The sequence below is a fragment of the Pedobacter agri genome, assembly GCF_032678665.1.
Lineage (GTDB): Bacteria > Bacteroidota > Bacteroidia > Sphingobacteriales > Sphingobacteriaceae > Pedobacter > Pedobacter agri_A.
This window is the reverse complement of record NZ_JAVTSH010000003.1, coordinates 15056-31644: the sequence shown is the minus strand read 5'-3', so window position 1 is coordinate 31644 and position 16589 is coordinate 15056. Positions and strand designations below refer to the sequence as shown.

Here is a 16589-nt window from a genome sequence, read left to right as displayed (position 1 = left end):
CTGAAGATAATTGAAAGTTTCTTTAAACGAATCCGGCACGTCAGCCGCTAAAGTATTACCTTGACGAGTGAAGAAAATACAAAATATGCTGTTTTCATAACTTTGAGTTTTTGAGTACTTTATCCGCGATCGCTATGTCACTTAAACGCTGGTCTTTAAATCCCTTAGACCTTTCTTTGATCTTTTGTCTTTGCACGGAAAGATTCAGGTAAGTTTTGCTTCGCCGAATTTTATCTTCCCATGCAGCCTGTAATTTGCGGTATTCTAAAAGTAACCGGTGGTATAAAAGGATTCTTGAGCCTCTTTCCATATGGGTTGTCCTGGCCAGATGAAGCCGCTCGGCTAATGCCTGATGCTGCTGGGTATACCAGGAGATCATGCCTGTTTCGCTTAAGTATTTTCTTTGCGCCAATGTTAATGAGCCTAAAGGAATTTGCGGTAAATTATCGAGCGGCGATAGCGCTGAGCGGTAATAAATATGCCATAAAGGGTCAGCGCCGGATAGTGCTGCGGAATAAGCGGTATAGTTGGATAGCGCTGTATTGCGCACCGTATCAGCATGCAGTTTATAGGCATCTTCAGAAGATTTCATTGCCGCAATCAGTCCAAGCCGGAGCGTCTGAGGCCCGGCGGGTCCCAAAGGGCGAAGGTCAGTATCGGGATAATTGGGATGCAGTCCCCAGGTTATCCAGTACATGGGATTGAGTCCTAAAAATCCGGGTTTGGGCGTAAATTTATCAGCGTCCCAGGATTTAAACACCATGCGTTCCTGCTGATTGATGATCGCCTGATCATGAATGGCCCTTTGAGCGATAATGGTCCGTGGTAACCAGAGCAGGCAGAATAAAAAAGTTAAAGCTTTCATTTTTTTAGCGTTTTATAGTTGTTAATGATTTTTAAAACCAGTTGCCTGTCAATGTTGATGAAATCCTTGAAAGGGTTTAGTTGGGCGAATAGTGAACGTTGTGAGGCCCAGTACATACTTTTTCGCATGGAATAAACCAGAGCCCTGATCACCCTTAATTCAAGAGAAATCTTTTTAAGCAGCGCGTCGCGTTTTTCGAAATTTAGCAGCAGGTCACTTTTTTCTGAAAGCACAACTGAGGATACATTTTCAACCAGCCCTGCACCCCGCTGGCGAAGCTGTCCAGATACCTGCTCTGCGAAAAGAAGCAGATGTGGATGTTTGGCCGCAAAGTCGATCATCTGATCGGTTTCCGAAAAAACCTCCGCGATAAGTGTGGGGATTTCCCTCACCGCAAGGATACTTTTGAGTCCCTGATCTACCTGGGTAAGTGAGCGGTAGATGAGATCCTCGGTCAGCACCAGTGCTCCGATATTTATTTTTATATCAGAAAGCCGATCATGAATGGTATCGTAGTAATGATGGGTGACCATTTCAGCAGAAATCCTCGCCATACCATTTTCGTTTACGGTCAGAAAATGATCGCGATCGAAAACGATCATCTGCGCGCCGGAAGGGCCGAAAAGTCCTGCACTCAGGAGTAGCAATATCCACTTTTTCATTTGTTAATCTGTTTGAGCCTGGAAAGAATAGTTGATGCCAGCTGTTTATCCCGCTTGCCGGCATCAGAGAAGAGTTTACCAGCAGGCTTGATGTTTCTTTTGGCAGCCAGCAGGGCATTCACTAAGCCAGAAAGATTAAGCGAAATGGAATGAAGTTCGCTGATGACAAAGCTGCTTAGCATTTGACGATCGGACCGGGACATGGCGCTTAATTCTCCGGCGCTTAATATTAATCCGTAGAGGTAACGAAGTAGCATTTGTGAGCGGTCTGCAAAATCAATTTCGCTTTCGATGGCCAGCAGAGATAAGCCGGGTGAGTCGCGCAAAAGCTGCATTAGCCGCTGCTGATCGCCGCTAATTTTATCCACCAAGGGAATGGCTTCCATTCCAATCTGAACACCCTCTATGACCATACCTGCGGCAGAAAACTTTTTCTGGATATTGCGGTAAGTTGTTTTAAGCTGGCTCGCCTGCGATCTGTTGATCTCTTCAGTGGCGGTGGAAATGGCCTGTTTGCCTCTAAGCTCGGTTTGCCTGGAATACTCCGAGCGGTTGTTATCCACAAGCTGATGCAGCAAAGCGACATTGATCTGCGCCAAACTACTGGTCCACATCAGCATTAATAGCGGGATGAATACCCTTCTCATCTTTTCAAAAGTTTACTTTTGCTCAACACCTCATCTGCAATACGTTTATCTAAATTGATATAGCCTGCATAGGGATTGATTGAATTCCAGAATCCGCGTATCGAGGCCCAATACATCACCCGGTAGATTCCATAAACCACTCCCCTGATAATGGAAAGCTCGGTCACAATTTTCCCGAGAAGTTTGGCGCGCTCACCGGAATCCATCAAATTATCTTTAGATCCGTGCAGCACAAAACTGCTCACCTGTGCAGATAAACGCAACGCCCTGGCTTGAAATTCTTCTGCCCCGCTTTGGGCAAAGAGCAAAAGGGCCGGATTTTTACCTGCAACAGAAATGGCTTTCTGCCCATCACGAATAATATCTTGGGTGATATCATAAATGTCAGCTACAGCGAGTAAAGAACTCACCGCGGAGGAAACTTCACTTAAGCCGCGAAAAATCCGGTTTTGCAGTTCATTGGCAATGCCCAGCTCAGCGCTTACCGCAAGTTGCGCGCGCTGCAAGAGGGTGAGTTTTTCACCAGTAGAGCTCAGCTGGCTGTTGATCATCACTGATTGAGTGGCCATCGCAGCTGAGGTGGTAGGGTCTACGTAAATCTGCGCTAGTAGCTTTCCTGATCCGAGGATCATAAGCAGAAATAAGAATCTTGGTTTCATGTCTACTGGTTTAGGTTAACTTTTTTGATGAATTCGCTTAAAGAAAGATTAGCGGCCTGAAAATCTGAAATAAAAGCATCCAGGCCTTTTCTGTATTCCCCATGCAGACTAAGGTATCGTTCCAGGGCCCGCTTTTCAGGTTTTTCGGTTGAAAAAGTCATGTATTGCTTTAAAGAAACCTCTACGCCATACACCTCCCCGGTGCTGCCCCTTTTGATATACACTTCCTTGAATTTACTGCGCCCTTTTTTATTGTCGAGCTGATTGATGGTAAAGATTTTTTTCTGTTCTCCTTCGCTCAGCGAAAGCAGTGAGGCAACCTTTTCATAATCATCTCTAAATTTGCCCTGATCTAAAAGACAGACGGTATCGGAATTGGCAATGATGCTGTTTTTTACGGTTTTACTCGAGATAATATCTTCCAGCTCCTGGGTCACTACAATCGCCTCTCCATAGAACTTTCTAACTGTTTTATACATGTAGACCAGGTAGGAGGCCATAAGCTCCGAGGCGATTGCTTTATCGGGTAGGTCGGCGGGATTACTCCCGCTTTCCCCCCTAAGAACCGTACGTGAGAGTTTCCCCTCATACGGCTCAAGCAACTTAAAGCCCATATATATGAGCCGGCTCATGTTAACCTCAACTTTAGTTGGTCGTGGCTTCTGCGGCAGGGTTTATGTACCAATGTGATGGGAATGTCTTCACCAAACCTGCGTTTGTTAATAGCCCATTCATCATCCGCATTTATATCCCTACCACATAAATCACATTTACGGTTTTGCTTCAACCACAATGCTAACAGGGTCTTTTTACCATCCAAAGTTTCAAGCATTCTAAATACTTTGCGCTTTTGAAAGTAAGGTTCCCATTCCTGGTCAAAAGGGTTTGCATCCTGTTTGATCTGAATATGCCTAAGTATTTTAAAGTCGTACGCTCGTTTAAGGGAAAAGACTTCGCTTGTTCCTTCGTGTCCAGGCGTATCGGTCGCAAAACACCAATTTCTATTCTTGATACTGCGGAAATACCTTTCTGAAATCCAGTATCTTCCCTTTTTAGGATGTCTCCTTAATGCCCAAGACCATAGCTTGTGAAACATCAGGAAATCAACTTTTCTAAAGGTATCTGAGGCTGAACTAGTTTTAAAGTAGTTCGCCCAACCAGTTATTACAGGGTTTAATTGTCTGATGAGAACATCCTGGCGACTGGATCTATTGGCACGAATGATGCCTCCAATCTTTTCGGATAGTTTCAAAAGACTTGCCTTTGATGGTGTAGTCATAACAGAACCATTATCATATTCACGAATATTGAAGCCTAAAAAGTCGAATCCGTCAGTAATATGCATTATTTTGGTTTTCTCGTGCGAAAGTGATAAACCTCTTTCTGCAAGAAATTCCTTAATTAACGGCAACACTTCTGTTTCCAATTGTCCTTTGGTTCTACCCGTGATAATGAAATCATCAGCATAGCGGATCAATTTTACCTTAGGTACAATTGCCACCTTGTTGACTTTTCTGATTTTAAACTTGCTTGCAATCAATGACTGCAATCCATCCAGTGCAATATTGGCCAGAGTTGGTGAGATGATACCTCCTTGCGGAGTACCCTCGTCAGTGGAAAAGCGCTCATTCTTAAAGATAAAACCACATTTCAGCCACTTTTGGAGAATGCTTTTGTCCATTGGAACATTAGCAAGTAACCGCTCATGGCTGATGAGATCAAAGCATCCTTTGATATCGGCTTCAAGTACCCACTCTGGAGAATAACTCTTTGATAGCAGGCTATGTGCAAACTGCAATGCATCCTGAGCGCAACGTTCCTTACGGAAACCATATGATGGTCCGTCCGCTGTTGTTTCAGCGACTGGCGCTAAGGCCAATAGATACAACGCCTGCATTGCCCTGTCTTTCATAGTCGGAATTCCCAGAGGACGTTCTTTACCATTACTCTTTTTAATATTAACCCGTTTTAACGGTTGAGGTTGATAACCTCTCCTTTTCAGGTCGTTGATCGCCCGAAATTTAGCAATTGGGGTAGACCACAATTTGTTGTCCACTCCCGCCGTATTCCTACCTTTGTTAGAGGTTACCCGCTTTACTGCCAAAGCTTTGGCATAAAACGAATGAGTCAGCAGCCATTGCAAAGCTTTCACTTTGTTATGCCTGAACTCTTTCTGAGCCTTTACAAGTCTAACTTGTAGCTTTCTAACCTCTGATTCACACCTGTCCCAGTCAATACTGTTCCAGTGGAAAACTTGGTCAGAAGGCGCACACGATTTTTCAATTACGTTCATTTGCTTTCCTCCTTTTGAAAGTTCTAATAGTTAATTGTAATAAGTTACTATACGGAAGTCTGCCCGCTTTCGCGTGGGGTGACATTGAAACCCCTATCCAGCCCATTACAGGATGGCCTTCGCTTTTTCCGCGTTCTTATACCCGCACCGCTATCGGCTTCCCTTGCGGTTCGCTTTCCTGATTAAAACAGGAACGGTACGGGCTTACCGAGTTCTACATAAGTGACAAATGAATGGGTTAGGCTCAGTCTATCCACCGGCAGTGCTAATGTTCGTGTATCCCATGCTTGGACTGGGATAACCGACTGCTTCCCTTTTGGGTTATAGCCTATCAGTATCTTTGGCTAGTGCGAAGTTACGATGGTTCAATCGACAGTTCACTTATGTTAGCCATACCATTCAACCTTGAGCCCCAACCTTATGATACTAAAGATTGTTGCTAAGCCTCACGGCTTATGCTCCTTCATCCGAAAGGGCTTTTTTACTCGGCAGCTTCATACAAAACCGTTACCAATAATGCATGTGCCGATAGGTTACTGCTGACGAAACAGCAGGTCTGGTCACATTGCCAGACAATCACTTATGCAACTTCTCGTCGCACCCAGGCCTCTTCTAAAATCAATGCTTTGCGCTGGTGGTGTCGAAGCCGCATTTTTTGCAGAAAGACATCCATGATAATCAGGGTGACTATGGGAAAAAGAACTTTATGTTCCCGGATGGAATCAATTTCAAACACAACAAGTCTTTCTTCGAGTAAAGATGCATCAGTGGATAAATTAAGCAGCTCCCCGAATTCTTGCCCAAGACAAAACTTTTTAAGCACAAAGCGGTAAGAGACGTAATCAAAAGAGATGTGATCTTCCTGGCAAATGCTTTCAATGCGGGCAACTGAATAGTGATAAAATACGTCAAAGTTCAGCTGTGCAGAATTATCATTGCTGGCGAAGTGATCGGTATAAAACGAAGCGATGACGCCGGAGATTACGGTATCTTCTACCGTAGAAACCTCGCCTTGTGGCCCTTTGAGCAATAAAAAAACGAGCGTTTTTAAAAAGTCGCGCTTTTCGATGTTGTATTCATCGATACTAAATGCAAAAGGATTCATGGTGATGGGCTTCTGCTCAGAATAAGTGAGGTATTTACCCTGGTAATAAGCGCAGAGGCCACTGTAAGAATGCCCGGTATCTACGATGACCACATCCATATTATAAAGCAGATATTGTTCTACCAGGCTGTTCATAAAAAATGATTTTCCGGATCCAGACCCGCCAAGCACAAATTTGGACCGGTTGGAAATCCTTCCCGATTCCATTGGCAGGTCTGCGGGATCTATGGCGATGGGAATACCCATCCGGTCAGTGAAGCGGATCGAAAAATCTGATTTTTCATTTCGTTGCAGCTGCTCTTTGAACATTAGGCATATCGCTGCCTGGCTGGGCAACAATACCATATCATAGCCTTTAAGCGTGGTCGCGTTTGCAGGCAATGAAGCTCTGAAAAGCTCCAGCTGGTTATAAGCATTTTTAGAAGGGATAATTCCGATAGAAAACAGGGAGGATTCAATAAAGTTGGAAACCTCATCGATCCTCGAGGCTTGCGCGCAAAGCATGATGTTAAAGTGCGCATGAATCAATAGCTGATTATCCCTTGCCACCTGAGACAGCAGCGATGAGATATCTTCCATGCAAAGCTTATTTGCTGGATCGGGAATCCCTGAATGACGTTTTTGCTTTAAGGTTAAAGAGGAGATAATTGACCGCTGGGAAGGAATGGAAATCACCTGGTTATAGATCATGCAATCATAACCAGGAGTTTGATGGAGGAAGGCCAGGTTATCCATTGCAAATTCGCGCATGCCCTTTCCATCATTTTTGAGCTGGTAGGCGGCTATGGAACCAGGCAAATCCATCCGGTCACAATCGATCAGTGACAGGCAGCGAACAGATTGTTTTCCAATATCAATCTGGTTATCTCTCGCAGAGATATTTTCTCTGGCCACTTGCTGCGAAGAGAAATCCATCGCCAAACACTGGCCGATATAGCGGTCCATCTGGCCTTTATTGAGTAATGCTGGGTTTAGTCCGGACTCTTTCAGCAAATCCAGGATTTTAAAGACCGTCCTGGAAAAGGTGCTTAGAGATTTGGCATCGAAGACATAAAATCTGCCGCGATCAACCTGCCTGGTTAAAATAAGGTAAGTTTTAATCTCATGATATTTTCGGCCGGAAAAATGAGCGTCATAAGACTGCTGAAGATATTCCCGGCTTTCGGCAGGCTTGTAAGTTCTTTTGATGAAAACATCCTGCTTTTGTAGCAGATGCCCCTCTCCCATGATTTTAATTACTTTTATCAGCAGCTCATGGTAATTTAAATAGCCCGGCTCATCAGCGCAAAGGAAAGTGACGGGATTTTCTATTTGCATGATCACCGAGAAATCCCCCGCCGCAGTGTAAAGCAGATCAATCCCGGCAATACTGCTATAACCAATGTAGGGCAATTCGAAAATTTTCGTTTTCATATCCTGATCTTGTTTTGATGTACAAAAATCCCGGTATCTTTTCTTTTATCATGCAAACCTTTCTTTTGCCGGTGTAGGGTATATGCGAACATTCCACCCCCTAATAGCAGACTTAAAAAAACACCCAGATACATGTTGAAGATCGCTCCGAATAGCCCACCGGTAAATATTCCCGAGGCCAGTGAGCCAATACCCCAACCGATGTATTTACCTTTTAATCCTTTGTAGCTTAAGGGCTGCTGGAGACCTTTGTAGATTGAAAAACGCTCCATGGTTTATTCCTTACACGCCAAAGAAGGCTTTGATGACTACAGAGACCAGCACCAAAAAAATGCATGATCCTCCCCAGCTCATGACTTCTTTACTGATATCCCTATCACCCGAATTCCACTTGATGTAGACCATAATCCCACCGATAATACCCACTACCGCTCCTATGGCTAGCGTGAGTGTGGATACCGGGTCGATATAGCTGGTCAGTGTAGAGGTTGCGGCATTGATTCCGGTGGTTCCTCCCCCGGTTTGTGCATGTGCACCAACAGCAATCGCGGTCATTCCTAGAATGATAATTGCGCTTTTTTTTGTTTTTTTCATCTCTGATTTTGTTTGATTCTTAATAGATCACAGTCCGAATAATCCCCGTAGAAATACGCCGCATAGGTTTAAAAAAATACAGGAGAACAACCAACCGGTAACCTGACTATCAACATGGTGACGTCCCGCCTGCCAGTTGGCAAAAACCCTGAGGCCACCTAATAGTCCTGTAATGGCGCCGATGACGAAAATGAGATCTGACAAGGAAAAATAATAATGCCTGATCTCAGCGCTGGCCTGGTGAAACTCTGACAGTCCAGGCACCTGAGCAGCGCTGGTTTGGGCCAGAATGCTGATAGTCAGGTTAGTTACCGAAAAGATAACTGCGACACGCGGGCCCATTTAATAGGCAATTTTTTTGATACACTCAATTGATTCACTCTTGGCCGCGGCCATCAGTCCTTCGAAATCCTGCTCACCTGTTGCGCTAAGGGGTCCTGTTTGAAGACTTGTATGATCGCCGGGCAACTCATCGTCAATCAGCTCCGAGCTGTCTATAGCTTCCTGGAGATCAACAACCTGGAAAGACAGGTTTTGAGGATCTGACTGGGAGCGTTCAGTTTTTTTTAGCCACAGGTCTAGCGATAAGTTAAGGGCATAATAAATAATATAAGCCATTCCCAGATAGGAAATAAAGTTGGTCCAATACATAATTTGCATTTTAGCGTTTAGGTTCGATATAGCTGGAGTAGAGCAGGTTAAGTGAAATTGCCAGTTCATAAAGGCATGAAGGTGGCAGGTTCATGCTTCTGAGCTCAAGCATGGCCGGATGAAGGGAAATCGCGCTTGAAAGAACGCCAAGTGATCGCAAAGATTTTTGCTGCTCGAAGCATTCATCATCAAGGCTACCAGATGAGGTCATATTGGGGAGAAATATACGGCTGGACATCGGAGAAATCTTCGAGCTCAGAATGGCAAATCTGCATGCAGCGGTCGTGCTCAATAATCCATAGTGAAAGGGAATAATGAAGATTTCCACAAGCGTCATTAAACTCATCAGCGACTGACTGGCGAATAACTTTGGCAGATCGAGCAAAATAATTGCATTTTTTTCAGTTTTTAGCTTACCAATTAAAAATCCAATCTTGCTTAGGTCCGAAGTAAAGAACTCAAAGGGAAGCCGCTCGTTTAACAGCATAGATTTAGAATACAATACTTCCAGGGATCCGTCATATGTCAGATCGATGAGAAAGACCTGTTTTTTCTTTTGGGAAAAATAGTGGGCCAATAAAAGAGCAATTGTTGTGCAGCCGCACCCACCTTTTAGGTTACTTAGCGCGATAATCATGTTTCAAAGTATTAGCTTAAGAGACCCTATCTCGACCGGATTTGCCGCGTGATACTTTCAGTCCTGAGCGGAGAAATGAGCCGATCCAGACCCATGATATCTCTTCCAGCCACAACACGGCGGTTAAGATGATCGATGATGGTAAAGCCGGTGATCTGATTTTTATTGAAGTGGTAGCAAATTTCTATTTTTTTAGCGAGTAGGTGATCTGAAAGCTCTGAACGAAATGCCCTGAGTTTTCTGGATGAATCATGCGGTAATGACTGGTACACTGGAATGCAGGTATTATCCTTGGTAAGCAAATTGGAATTAATCATCCACCTGATTTCATCCAGATGTTTGGTCTCTATCCGGGGTTTTACTACCATATGCTCAATTTTAGCTTCACTGATTTTAAGCAAAACCTGCCCATACTTTACAATGTAAAAAAATCCGCGCTTGCAAAATCCACGATAACCTTTCTGCCTGAGTAGGGTGCTAAGCTGGTGAAGGTTTGAAAAGTGGTAAGTGAGTAGAGGCGAAATATCCCGTTTAAATTCGGACTGTAAATCTACTCCTAAAATCCGGTGGATCGCTGCAAGCGCCCGTGGGCGATCAAAACTGTCACTAATCTTTGACCTATCCAATCTGACATCAGTGGATACTAAATGCAGATGCGTATTAGAGGTATCTGAATGAGAAAAAATCAAATAGGGTTGGTTAGCATAGCCCATTTCATCCATCCATCGCTCAGCGAGATTTCCCAGCATATCTACAGACATCGATCTTCCTCTAACTGATAAAACTGCATGAAACTGATCGAAACGGCTGAGTGAATTTAGCGATGATACCGCGCCAAGATAGTGTTCAAAATCTGCACAAGTCGGCTTGATTAGCCCATGAACCACACCAAAATTTTTATAGCAAAGTAGCTCCGCGCATCCGCTACTAACTTTTTCCATATTGTATCTTACCGCAGGAAAACCTGTTGAAGTTGTAAAAAGCCTGACAATCAATCTCATTTTAGCCCTTTCGTTCTATTCTCATCAATAACTTACGAATCTGTTGCTCCAATTTTTTCTGTTGCAGCTGGTAGGAAATGATAAGCGTCTCAAACTTTGCAGTATCTAAAATTTTGAAGTCAATCCCTTTCTGCTGACCATCAATACTGGCATTAAGCTGGCTCATCTGCATTCCAATTTCACTTAATGCCAAGAGCAGTTTGGCTGAGTTAATATTGAGTATATCCGGATGCAAAAGACGGTTCCGCACCAGCTCAGATTTATTCCAGCCCAGATCATTGCAGGTCCTGTTGACCACTGAGAGTTCCTCATCTGAGAGATAACACCTGACAAGGTTGCCCCGCTTTCCACTTCTTCGTTTTTCCATTCTAATTTCCTTTACCTGTTGCGTAATGAAATGTTATCAGCGTTTACTTTTCTTGTGTCAGGAACTTTCCCAGCATTGATCATCGCGGTTAGCTTTTCATTGAAATCATTATAGCCTTCATATCTACCGGATTGATCCATCGCCTGGGGAAGCTCGGACAACGCCAGCATCGTCGCTTTTTTTCCGGCGGCGTCATGATCAAAGAAGAGCTCAATGGTCTTATATTCACCTGCTCTTTGTATTGCGGAGTGGAGAAAAGAAAGCGAATTGAGTACAAGTACACTTGCATCCTGTAACGGAGAAAGCTTTTTCCAGGTTAAAAAATCCATCATGCCCTCAAAAAGCACGATTAACTCAGGATTACCGGGCATAAAACTCATTGCTTTTTTACCTAAACATCCTTTGAAATAAGCATTACGCACCTCCCATCCGCCTAGCTCATTTTGCCAGCCGGCGGCGAACATTTCTCTTCTGGTACCATCGTTTAACTTTACACTGTAATAAAGTTCTTTCAGGTAGTTAGCTGAGACATCCAGTATCCCTCTTCCCTGCAGATAATTCCTGATGGACCTGTTACCACCCAGTTCTTTGCTTTCCCGGATGATGTAGCCGGGCGAGTGGAGTATCAGTTCGGTCTGTCTGGGCACAAATGGTCTGCCCTGAATTTCGTTGACCGAATTCCCTGAAACTTTGATCAGTTCCTCCATCGCTTCCCTGAAAGAAAGATTACTCCAGTAATGGAGCGCAAAATCTATCACGGTCCCCCCTTTACCCATACCGTGATCATACCACAGGCCAGCTTTTTCATTGACGCAAAAAGAAGGAGCGGAATCATTGTCTCTCAGCATGGATAGGTAAAAAAGTTCTCCTCCACTCTTTCTCAACGGTTCATATCCAAGCCTGCTTAAAGTTTCGATTAGCGTAATGCTTGCTCTGATCTGGTTCAAATCAAATCTGGGATTTTCCATATGTCAGTACTTTGGAGGAGAAAAGCGGTTGATAACTGTTCATATATCATTCATAAAAAAACAGGTTTGCCGCCTCATGCAACAAACCTGGTTGGATGAGGATAAAGCCTCAACATATTTCCGGAATTACTCAAGTCAGTTTTTAAAAACCGGGCCTTCGCCTGCCAATGCGTTTTCAGCTCGGGACTCTCACCTCCGCCTTCGCAAAATTTCCGGCTTTCGCCGGATAATATTTCATTCCCAAATGTCAAAGACCAATTGTTTGCTGGTCAAAAATCATGATGGAATCATTAGGGATTTGACACTATTGCCAAAGTGCCTGCGATTTTTCAAAAAAAATCAAGTCTATCGAAAAGATGGAAGCAAAAGAAAGTTGGAGTTGAATGAGCACTGGCCCCGACGCCAGAAAAAGGAACTGAAAAAATTTCAGCTTCACGCTGAAAAAAATGCAGAGAAAATGAAAAAAATTCAGAAAACCGCCATTGAAAAGCCCTTAAAAATGGTTGGCACAGGAGTTGAACAATAAGTAGCGGGGCAGCTAAAGTAAAAGTCCCCACGTAAGTTAATTGATTTATAGTCCATTTTTTTTATTAAACCATTAAAAAGGAGAACACGCTATGACATTGGTTAAATTCAATCCAGAAAAGAAAAACAGCGCATTATTGCCAGGCTTTAATGACATTTTCGAATCCGTACTTGGCGACACATTTTTCACCGATCGCCGCACCGCAAGCGTTCCTGCGGTTAACATTTCAGAATCAGCAGAAGCCTACCAGATTGAACTGGCGGCACCCGGGCTTAAAAAGGAAGACTTTAAGGTATCTATTGAAAAAGATATACTGAGTATTTCTTCCCAAAGGTCCGAGGAGAACAGCTCAGAAAGCAAAACTTACAACAGGCGTGAATACAGCTACGCCGCTTTCACCAGGTCATTCACGCTGCCTGAAAGCGCAGATACAGACAGGATCAATGCCAGCTATACTGACGGGGTATTGAAGCTGATCCTTCCTAAAAAGGAGGAAGCCAAAGCGGTATCCAGACAGATTGAGATCAGCTAATCGCCAAAGACAAGAAAATCCCGCCCCGGGCGGGATTTTCTTATTGCACCAAAATAAAACCGAAAGCCACCAAAGCTAAAAGATAAAGCCCATGGAAACCGCATTTTTAATTACGGTCACGCTCAATCTGCGAGATAAAAAACTTCCCTATGGAAAATTCAGCCTTGGCAGGGACAAAGCGTCCTCAATGCAAATATTTTCAATGCTAAAGGGTAAAGGTGGGTCCGAGCATTCATGCTCCATTCAGATGAACCTTACTCAGGAAATCACCGGACTTCCCGTTCCAATAGGCATGATCCATTGCAGCCTTGAAGAGTTAAAGGAAAATGTTTCGGTCATTTCCCGAGAAATCTTTCGCATATCCCAGCTCGAAGAGGGTGAAATCATTCCACTCAAATAAACAGAAATCACCAGATGGCATTTAGCAATTGGCATCGGCGCCCGGAATAATGAAGAAGAACGCCAGCTGTGAAAACCATATCTAAAGACAAAATTTCCTGTACACAATCCAATCAGCAAAAAAACAATGACAAAAAAGAAGATATTCATCGTCGAGGATGATCTCATGCTTCTGGAAACTATCCAGGATATTCTGCGTGATCATGGCTATGACTGCCAGGGATGCTATCATCCGGAAGATGCACTACGATTAATGGAAGCTTATCATCCTGATCTGGTCATACTGGACTACATGCTTCCTGAATGGAACGGCGGAGAACTTTGCAGCGCGATACGGTCCATTGACCGTTTTGAATATATTCCTATTATCATTACCTCAGCATACGCAAAAATTCTGCTTTCGCTCTCTGAATACGGTTGCGATGCGGTACTCGAAAAACCCTTTGGGATACCAGAGCTCATGGGTCTAATCGCATCACTATTGTCTTCAAGGCGAACAAATAGCGACTTATTGCCCAAAATTAAATCCGTCATTAAAAGTGCACTGCCGGAAATATTAACGGGTCCAACAAGCGCATCCTCTGCCTGATCCCGCAAAAAAATTTCCATTATTTCGCAAACGAATTAATGTAAACAGCCGCCGGAGTCCAGGAAATGCCAGAATATCGCGTATTATCAAGTTTTGGGTGCTGGGTAGTGAACATCGAATACATGTACTGCGCTTGCTGCCACTTGGCATACAGCTCATGCTCTCCCGCTGGATACGCAGTGCGAAGCTTCTGTATCGTCTCCGCAAAGTCCCCTAAGGAAGATAGCTGCTGTAGTTTAAATTCTCTTCCGGTTACTTCTCCAACAATCTCATGGATCTTTTTTGGACTAACCTGGAAGCTTGCAATATGTAGCGCTCTTGGCGACTGATCATCCATGGCCGCCTCAGCAGTAAATTCAGCAGTGTTATCCATTGTGGTGAAATCAAGCTTCCAGTCCTGTCTATCTCCCCAAAAAGAGATGCTTTTGTCTTTTAGATTAAAAACCGGGGTATTATATTTAAGTATATCGGCAAATGCCCCGTTGAAAATAGAACACGCTTTAATGGAGCTGCGATCTAAAATATCCCTGAACTGTCTTCTCAGATCAAAATTTCTATTTTCACCGGCAACCAGCTTAGTATAATCGGTACAAAAGTCAGATGGAATAAATCTTGGTACACCAGCGCTGAGCGATGCATCGAGAAGTCTTTTCTGCAGGTCTATGATCACTTCGCTAAGTCCAGCAAGGGCAGAAACCACGCAGTTTACATCTTTGCAGGCATTTTCGATTTCCGATGCGTTATTATAATCCACTTCGATAAGCTCTAATCCCATTTTAATCAAAGCATGGCTTTTTTCCGGATCGGCTGAATGTCGTACAGCCGCCCTTACACGGCCACCTCGTTTGATTAGTTCCCTGCAGATCCTGCCGCCAAGATTGCCGCTCGCACCAGCAACCAATATTATTTTTTTCATATCTATGATTTAAACCTTTATAAAATTACTAAGCTAAAAAATCCAGAACAGCGCCTAAGACTTTTTCAGGCTGCTCTTCGAACATATAGTGTCCGCTATCGGATATACCGATAATTTCCACATTGCTTGATACATAAGGAAGTCCCATTTTCATATAATTATAGCTCACATAACTCCCGATACCTAAAACGGGCATCGAAAGCATCTGATACGTTTTAGAATCCGCTATATCTTGGACAAAACTGATACCAGCAGTTAGATGCTCGAATGCTCTCCGCCGCATTGTAATGGTAAGTGTAGACCTGCCTGTCAAATTCGCTCATTTTACCCTCATCTATCATCACATAGCTAAAAAGATAATCCAGCAGATAGCTAAATCTTCCTTCTAATATTTTTTCGGGCAGGGCCTTTACCTGATTGAATCCCATCCACCAGGCATAAGGCATATCGCCATCCATTTTTTCACCAAAAGTTCCCTTGGCAGGAATCAGGGGCATTTGCAGCATCCCTTCACTTGGGTGCGAACCATCGGCAACAATTACCTTTCTGGTATACTCGGGGTAGTTAAAGGCAAAGCTCATCGCTACCATTCCGCCAATATCATGTCCCATAATATTTACCTGATCATGTCCTAAATATTTAATCAGTTCGAATATGTCCTTGGCCATGTTCTTTTTATCATAGCCCGAAGCCGGTTTTTCCGAACTGCCCATTCCCCTGATGTCTACAATAATCACGCGGTAGCACCTGGCCATCTCCGTGGCAATAGGATGATAAGAGTACCAGGTCTGGGGCCATCCCGGTAAACAGACTAAAGGCTGTCCGCTCCCGCCCTCTACATAATGCAGTTTAGTTCCGTTTACATTTGCGTGGTGGTTGGTAAAACCTGGAAAGTTTTTGATCAGCTCATCATCAGCGAACTGGTTTACAGCTAAAGCATGTTGATTATCCATTTGAATTCTTAATTTTTTATGATCCAAAAGTAATTCCCTCAAGCGCATTTGAAACTACCAATTGGTAGAAAATACATTAGCGAATATTTTTCCTGATCCTGCTTAAGGCATTCGGTGTGATGCCCAAAACTGCGGCAAGCTGTTTTACGGGCGCCTTTTGAAGAAATTCCGGGTTATTCATAAACTCCAGATAGTGTTCTTCAGAAGAAAGGGTCTGAAAATTAAGGATCTGGTCAATCATCCTGACCGAGGTTTCCTCCCAGATCTTTCTTCCAAAAGCCTCCCAGGCGCTGATATGCGCGTATAAAAAATCCATATCATTCTTATCTATTACCACAAGCCTGGTTTCCTCAATCGCCTCGATATTAAACCTGGAAGGCCTCTGAGGGTTTAAACTCGAAATCTCGGTAAAAAACTCATTTTTAAAAGTCACCCAGGTTGTATTTTCCTGGTCGTTTAAGTCATAGAAAAAGCGCACGCCTCCCGAAACAATAAAAAAATATTGATTGGCAATCTGCCCCTTGCGAAGCAAAAGCTTTCCTTTGGAAACCGTTTTTTCCCTGCACCTTGAAATAACCAGATTTAGATTTGACTCTTCAATCCAGACCATTTTCTTTATGAACGCTATAAATTCTTCCATTCTATTTTTCAAAGCATCGTGCTCACTTGCTATTTTTATTTATCAAAAAGCCGTATCAAGAGCTAAGGAACAAATATATTTTGAACATATGCTATCATTCTCCTATCCAAATTATCAAAGGCCAGTCAAGTTATAGGTTAGGATAAAGCTGAAGTTTTTTAAAAGTATATTA

Annotated in this window: 23 protein-coding genes; 4 read left to right on the top strand and 19 right to left on the bottom strand. The window is 43.5% G+C overall.

Annotation, left to right across the window (positions count from 1 at the left end; translation table 11 throughout):
- Positions 1 to 94 precede the first annotated feature (94 nt).
- The 15 genes from R2Q70_RS06595 to R2Q70_RS06525 all read right to left on the bottom strand — a co-directional run bounded on the left by R2Q70_RS06595 (position 95) and on the right by R2Q70_RS06525 (position 11862).
- Positions 95 to 865, bottom strand: a complete 771-nt coding sequence (locus R2Q70_RS06595) for a hypothetical protein (RefSeq protein ID WP_316806848.1) — start codon at positions 863 to 865, stop codon at positions 95 to 97.
- Complete coding sequence (locus tag R2Q70_RS06590) at positions 862 to 1527, bottom strand: hypothetical protein (protein WP_316806847.1); 666 nt, start codon at positions 1525 to 1527, stop codon at positions 862 to 864. Before R2Q70_RS06590 ends, R2Q70_RS06595 begins: the two co-directional genes overlap by 4 nt.
- Positions 1524 to 2174, bottom strand: coding sequence for a hypothetical protein (locus R2Q70_RS06585; protein ID WP_316806846.1), 651 nt, complete (start codon positions 2172 to 2174; stop codon positions 1524 to 1526). The genes R2Q70_RS06590 and R2Q70_RS06585 overlap by 4 nt, the downstream gene beginning before the upstream one ends.
- The gene (locus R2Q70_RS06580; protein ID WP_316806845.1) at positions 2171 to 2833 is read right to left on the bottom strand and encodes a hypothetical protein; all 663 of its coding nucleotides are present in this window, start codon (positions 2831 to 2833) and stop codon (positions 2171 to 2173) included. Before R2Q70_RS06580 ends, R2Q70_RS06585 begins: the two co-directional genes overlap by 4 nt.
- Before the next feature lie 2 nt (positions 2834 to 2835).
- Positions 2836 to 3465: a hypothetical protein gene (locus tag R2Q70_RS06575; RefSeq protein WP_316806844.1), complete on the bottom strand. Its 630-nt coding sequence runs from the start codon at positions 3463 to 3465 to the stop codon at positions 2836 to 2838.
- Positions 3462 to 5126, bottom strand: coding sequence for a group II intron reverse transcriptase/maturase (gene ltrA / locus R2Q70_RS06570; protein ID WP_316806843.1), 1665 nt, complete (start codon positions 5124 to 5126; stop codon positions 3462 to 3464). Before ltrA ends, R2Q70_RS06575 begins: the two co-directional genes overlap by 4 nt.
- A gap of 580 nt (positions 5127 to 5706) precedes the next feature.
- Positions 5707 to 7644 carry a TraG family conjugative transposon ATPase gene (locus R2Q70_RS06565; RefSeq protein ID WP_316806842.1) on the bottom strand — a complete coding sequence of 646 codons (1938 nt, stop codon included), beginning with the start codon at positions 7642 to 7644 and terminating at the stop codon, positions 5707 to 5709.
- Positions 7641 to 7916 carry a hypothetical protein gene (locus R2Q70_RS06560; RefSeq protein WP_316806841.1) on the bottom strand — a complete coding sequence of 92 codons (276 nt, stop codon included), beginning with the start codon at positions 7914 to 7916 and terminating at the stop codon, positions 7641 to 7643. Before R2Q70_RS06560 ends, R2Q70_RS06565 begins: the two co-directional genes overlap by 4 nt.
- Positions 7917 to 7926: 10 nt before the next feature.
- Positions 7927 to 8199, bottom strand: coding sequence for a DUF4134 domain-containing protein (locus tag R2Q70_RS06555; protein ID WP_316807323.1), 273 nt, complete (start codon positions 8197 to 8199; stop codon positions 7927 to 7929).
- A gap of 66 nt (positions 8200 to 8265) precedes the next feature.
- Complete coding sequence (locus R2Q70_RS06550; RefSeq protein WP_316806840.1) at positions 8266 to 8580, bottom strand: DUF4134 family protein; 315 nt, start codon at positions 8578 to 8580, stop codon at positions 8266 to 8268.
- Positions 8581 to 8889, bottom strand: a complete 309-nt coding sequence (locus tag R2Q70_RS06545; RefSeq protein WP_316806839.1) for a hypothetical protein — start codon at positions 8887 to 8889, stop codon at positions 8581 to 8583.
- 10 nt (positions 8890 to 8899) lie between these two features.
- Positions 8900 to 9526, bottom strand: coding sequence for an AAA family ATPase (locus tag R2Q70_RS06540; protein WP_316806838.1), 627 nt, complete (start codon positions 9524 to 9526; stop codon positions 8900 to 8902).
- A gap of 26 nt (positions 9527 to 9552) precedes the next feature.
- Positions 9553 to 10467 carry a relaxase/mobilization nuclease domain-containing protein gene (locus tag R2Q70_RS06535; protein WP_316806837.1) on the bottom strand — a complete coding sequence of 305 codons (915 nt, stop codon included), beginning with the start codon at positions 10465 to 10467 and terminating at the stop codon, positions 9553 to 9555.
- 61 nt (positions 10468 to 10528) lie between these two features.
- Positions 10529 to 10894 (bottom strand): hypothetical protein, encoded by a 366-nt coding sequence (locus R2Q70_RS06530; protein ID WP_316806836.1) that lies wholly within the window; start codon positions 10892 to 10894, stop codon positions 10529 to 10531.
- 11 nt (positions 10895 to 10905) lie between these two features.
- Positions 10906 to 11862 (bottom strand): toprim domain-containing protein, encoded by a 957-nt coding sequence (locus R2Q70_RS06525; protein WP_316806835.1) that lies wholly within the window; start codon positions 11860 to 11862, stop codon positions 10906 to 10908.
- 76 nt (positions 11863 to 11938) lie between these two features.
- On the opposite strand from R2Q70_RS06525, the gene R2Q70_RS06520 reads away from it, so the two are divergent.
- The 4 genes from R2Q70_RS06520 to R2Q70_RS06505 all read left to right on the top strand — a co-directional run bounded on the left by R2Q70_RS06520 (position 11939) and on the right by R2Q70_RS06505 (position 13908).
- Complete coding sequence (locus tag R2Q70_RS06520; protein ID WP_316806834.1) at positions 11939 to 12388, top strand: hypothetical protein; 450 nt, start codon at positions 11939 to 11941, stop codon at positions 12386 to 12388.
- A gap of 91 nt (positions 12389 to 12479) precedes the next feature.
- Positions 12480 to 12920 (top strand): Hsp20/alpha crystallin family protein, encoded by a 441-nt coding sequence (locus tag R2Q70_RS06515; RefSeq protein ID WP_316806833.1) that lies wholly within the window; start codon positions 12480 to 12482, stop codon positions 12918 to 12920.
- Between the two features lie 91 nt (positions 12921 to 13011).
- Positions 13012 to 13320 (top strand): hypothetical protein, encoded by a 309-nt coding sequence (locus R2Q70_RS06510; RefSeq protein ID WP_316806832.1) that lies wholly within the window; start codon positions 13012 to 13014, stop codon positions 13318 to 13320.
- A 126-nt stretch (positions 13321 to 13446) separates the two neighbouring features.
- A complete protein-coding gene (locus R2Q70_RS06505) occupies positions 13447 to 13908 on the top strand; it encodes a response regulator (protein ID WP_316806831.1) in 462 nt (153 codons plus the stop codon).
- Positions 13909 to 13927: 19 nt separating this feature from the next.
- Here R2Q70_RS06505 and R2Q70_RS06500 read toward each other — a convergent pair whose 3' ends face one another.
- The 4 genes from R2Q70_RS06500 to R2Q70_RS06485 all read right to left on the bottom strand — a co-directional run bounded on the left by R2Q70_RS06500 (position 13928) and on the right by R2Q70_RS06485 (position 16417).
- Positions 13928 to 14824 (bottom strand): NmrA family NAD(P)-binding protein, encoded by an 897-nt coding sequence (locus R2Q70_RS06500; RefSeq protein ID WP_316806830.1) that lies wholly within the window; start codon positions 14822 to 14824, stop codon positions 13928 to 13930.
- A gap of 28 nt (positions 14825 to 14852) precedes the next feature.
- Complete coding sequence (locus R2Q70_RS06495) at positions 14853 to 15029, bottom strand: alpha/beta hydrolase (RefSeq protein ID WP_316806829.1); 177 nt, start codon at positions 15027 to 15029, stop codon at positions 14853 to 14855.
- 10 nt (positions 15030 to 15039) lie between these two features.
- A complete protein-coding gene (locus tag R2Q70_RS06490; RefSeq protein WP_316806828.1) occupies positions 15040 to 15777 on the bottom strand; it encodes an alpha/beta hydrolase in 738 nt (245 codons plus the stop codon).
- A gap of 76 nt (positions 15778 to 15853) precedes the next feature.
- Positions 15854 to 16417 (bottom strand): Crp/Fnr family transcriptional regulator, encoded by a 564-nt coding sequence (locus tag R2Q70_RS06485; RefSeq protein WP_316806827.1) that lies wholly within the window; start codon positions 16415 to 16417, stop codon positions 15854 to 15856.
- Between the last annotated feature and the right edge of the window lie 172 nt (positions 16418 to 16589).

What these genes read in the sequence shown, in the direction of transcription:
- R2Q70_RS06595 (WP_316806848.1), bottom strand. Translation starts at nt 865, where the DNA reads ATGAAAGCTTTAACTTTTTTATTCTGCCTGCTCTGGTTACCACGGACC.
- R2Q70_RS06590 (WP_316806847.1), bottom strand. Translation starts at nt 1,527, where the DNA reads ATGAAAAAGTGGATATTGCTACTCCTGAGTGCAGGACTTTTCGGCCCT.
- R2Q70_RS06585 (WP_316806846.1), bottom strand. Translation starts at nt 2,174, where the DNA reads ATGAGAAGGGTATTCATCCCGCTATTAATGCTGATGTGGACCAGTAGT.
- R2Q70_RS06580 (WP_316806845.1), bottom strand. Translation starts at nt 2,833, where the DNA reads ATGAAACCAAGATTCTTATTTCTGCTTATGATCCTCGGATCAGGAAAG.
- R2Q70_RS06575 (WP_316806844.1), bottom strand. Translation starts at nt 3,465, where the DNA reads ATGAGCCGGCTCATATATATGGGCTTTAAGTTGCTTGAGCCGTATGAG.
- ltrA (WP_316806843.1), bottom strand. Translation starts at nt 5,126, where the DNA reads ATGAACGTAATTGAAAAATCGTGTGCGCCTTCTGACCAAGTTTTCCAC.
- R2Q70_RS06565 (WP_316806842.1), bottom strand. Translation starts at nt 7,644, where the DNA reads ATGAAAACGAAAATTTTCGAATTGCCCTACATTGGTTATAGCAGTATT.
- R2Q70_RS06560 (WP_316806841.1), bottom strand. Translation starts at nt 7,916, where the DNA reads ATGGAGCGTTTTTCAATCTACAAAGGTCTCCAGCAGCCCTTAAGCTAC.
- R2Q70_RS06555 (WP_316807323.1), bottom strand. Translation starts at nt 8,199, where the DNA reads ATGACCGCGATTGCTGTTGGTGCACATGCACAAACCGGGGGAGGAACC.
- R2Q70_RS06550 (WP_316806840.1), bottom strand. Translation starts at nt 8,580, where the DNA reads ATGGGCCCGCGTGTCGCAGTTATCTTTTCGGTAACTAACCTGACTATC.
- R2Q70_RS06545 (WP_316806839.1), bottom strand. Translation starts at nt 8,889, where the DNA reads ATGTATTGGACCAACTTTATTTCCTATCTGGGAATGGCTTATATTATT.
- R2Q70_RS06540 (WP_316806838.1), bottom strand. Translation starts at nt 9,526, where the DNA reads ATGATTATCGCGCTAAGTAACCTAAAAGGTGGGTGCGGCTGCACAACA.
- R2Q70_RS06535 (WP_316806837.1), bottom strand. Translation starts at nt 10,467, where the DNA reads ATGGAAAAAGTTAGTAGCGGATGCGCGGAGCTACTTTGCTATAAAAAT.
- R2Q70_RS06530 (WP_316806836.1), bottom strand. Translation starts at nt 10,894, where the DNA reads ATGGAAAAACGAAGAAGTGGAAAGCGGGGCAACCTTGTCAGGTGTTAT.
- R2Q70_RS06525 (WP_316806835.1), bottom strand. Translation starts at nt 11,862, where the DNA reads ATGGAAAATCCCAGATTTGATTTGAACCAGATCAGAGCAAGCATTACG.
- R2Q70_RS06520 (WP_316806834.1), top strand. Translation starts at nt 11,939, where the DNA reads ATGCAACAAACCTGGTTGGATGAGGATAAAGCCTCAACATATTTCCGG.
- R2Q70_RS06515 (WP_316806833.1), top strand. Translation starts at nt 12,480, where the DNA reads ATGACATTGGTTAAATTCAATCCAGAAAAGAAAAACAGCGCATTATTG.
- R2Q70_RS06510 (WP_316806832.1), top strand. Translation starts at nt 13,012, where the DNA reads ATGGAAACCGCATTTTTAATTACGGTCACGCTCAATCTGCGAGATAAA.
- R2Q70_RS06505 (WP_316806831.1), top strand. Translation starts at nt 13,447, where the DNA reads ATGACAAAAAAGAAGATATTCATCGTCGAGGATGATCTCATGCTTCTG.
- R2Q70_RS06500 (WP_316806830.1), bottom strand. Translation starts at nt 14,824, where the DNA reads ATGAAAAAAATAATATTGGTTGCTGGTGCGAGCGGCAATCTTGGCGGC.
- R2Q70_RS06495 (WP_316806829.1), bottom strand. Translation starts at nt 15,029, where the DNA reads ATGCTTTCGATGCCCGTTTTAGGTATCGGGAGTTATGTGAGCTATAAT.
- R2Q70_RS06490 (WP_316806828.1), bottom strand. Translation starts at nt 15,777, where the DNA reads ATGGATAATCAACATGCTTTAGCTGTAAACCAGTTCGCTGATGATGAG.
- R2Q70_RS06485 (WP_316806827.1), bottom strand. Translation starts at nt 16,417, where the DNA reads ATGGAAGAATTTATAGCGTTCATAAAGAAAATGGTCTGGATTGAAGAG.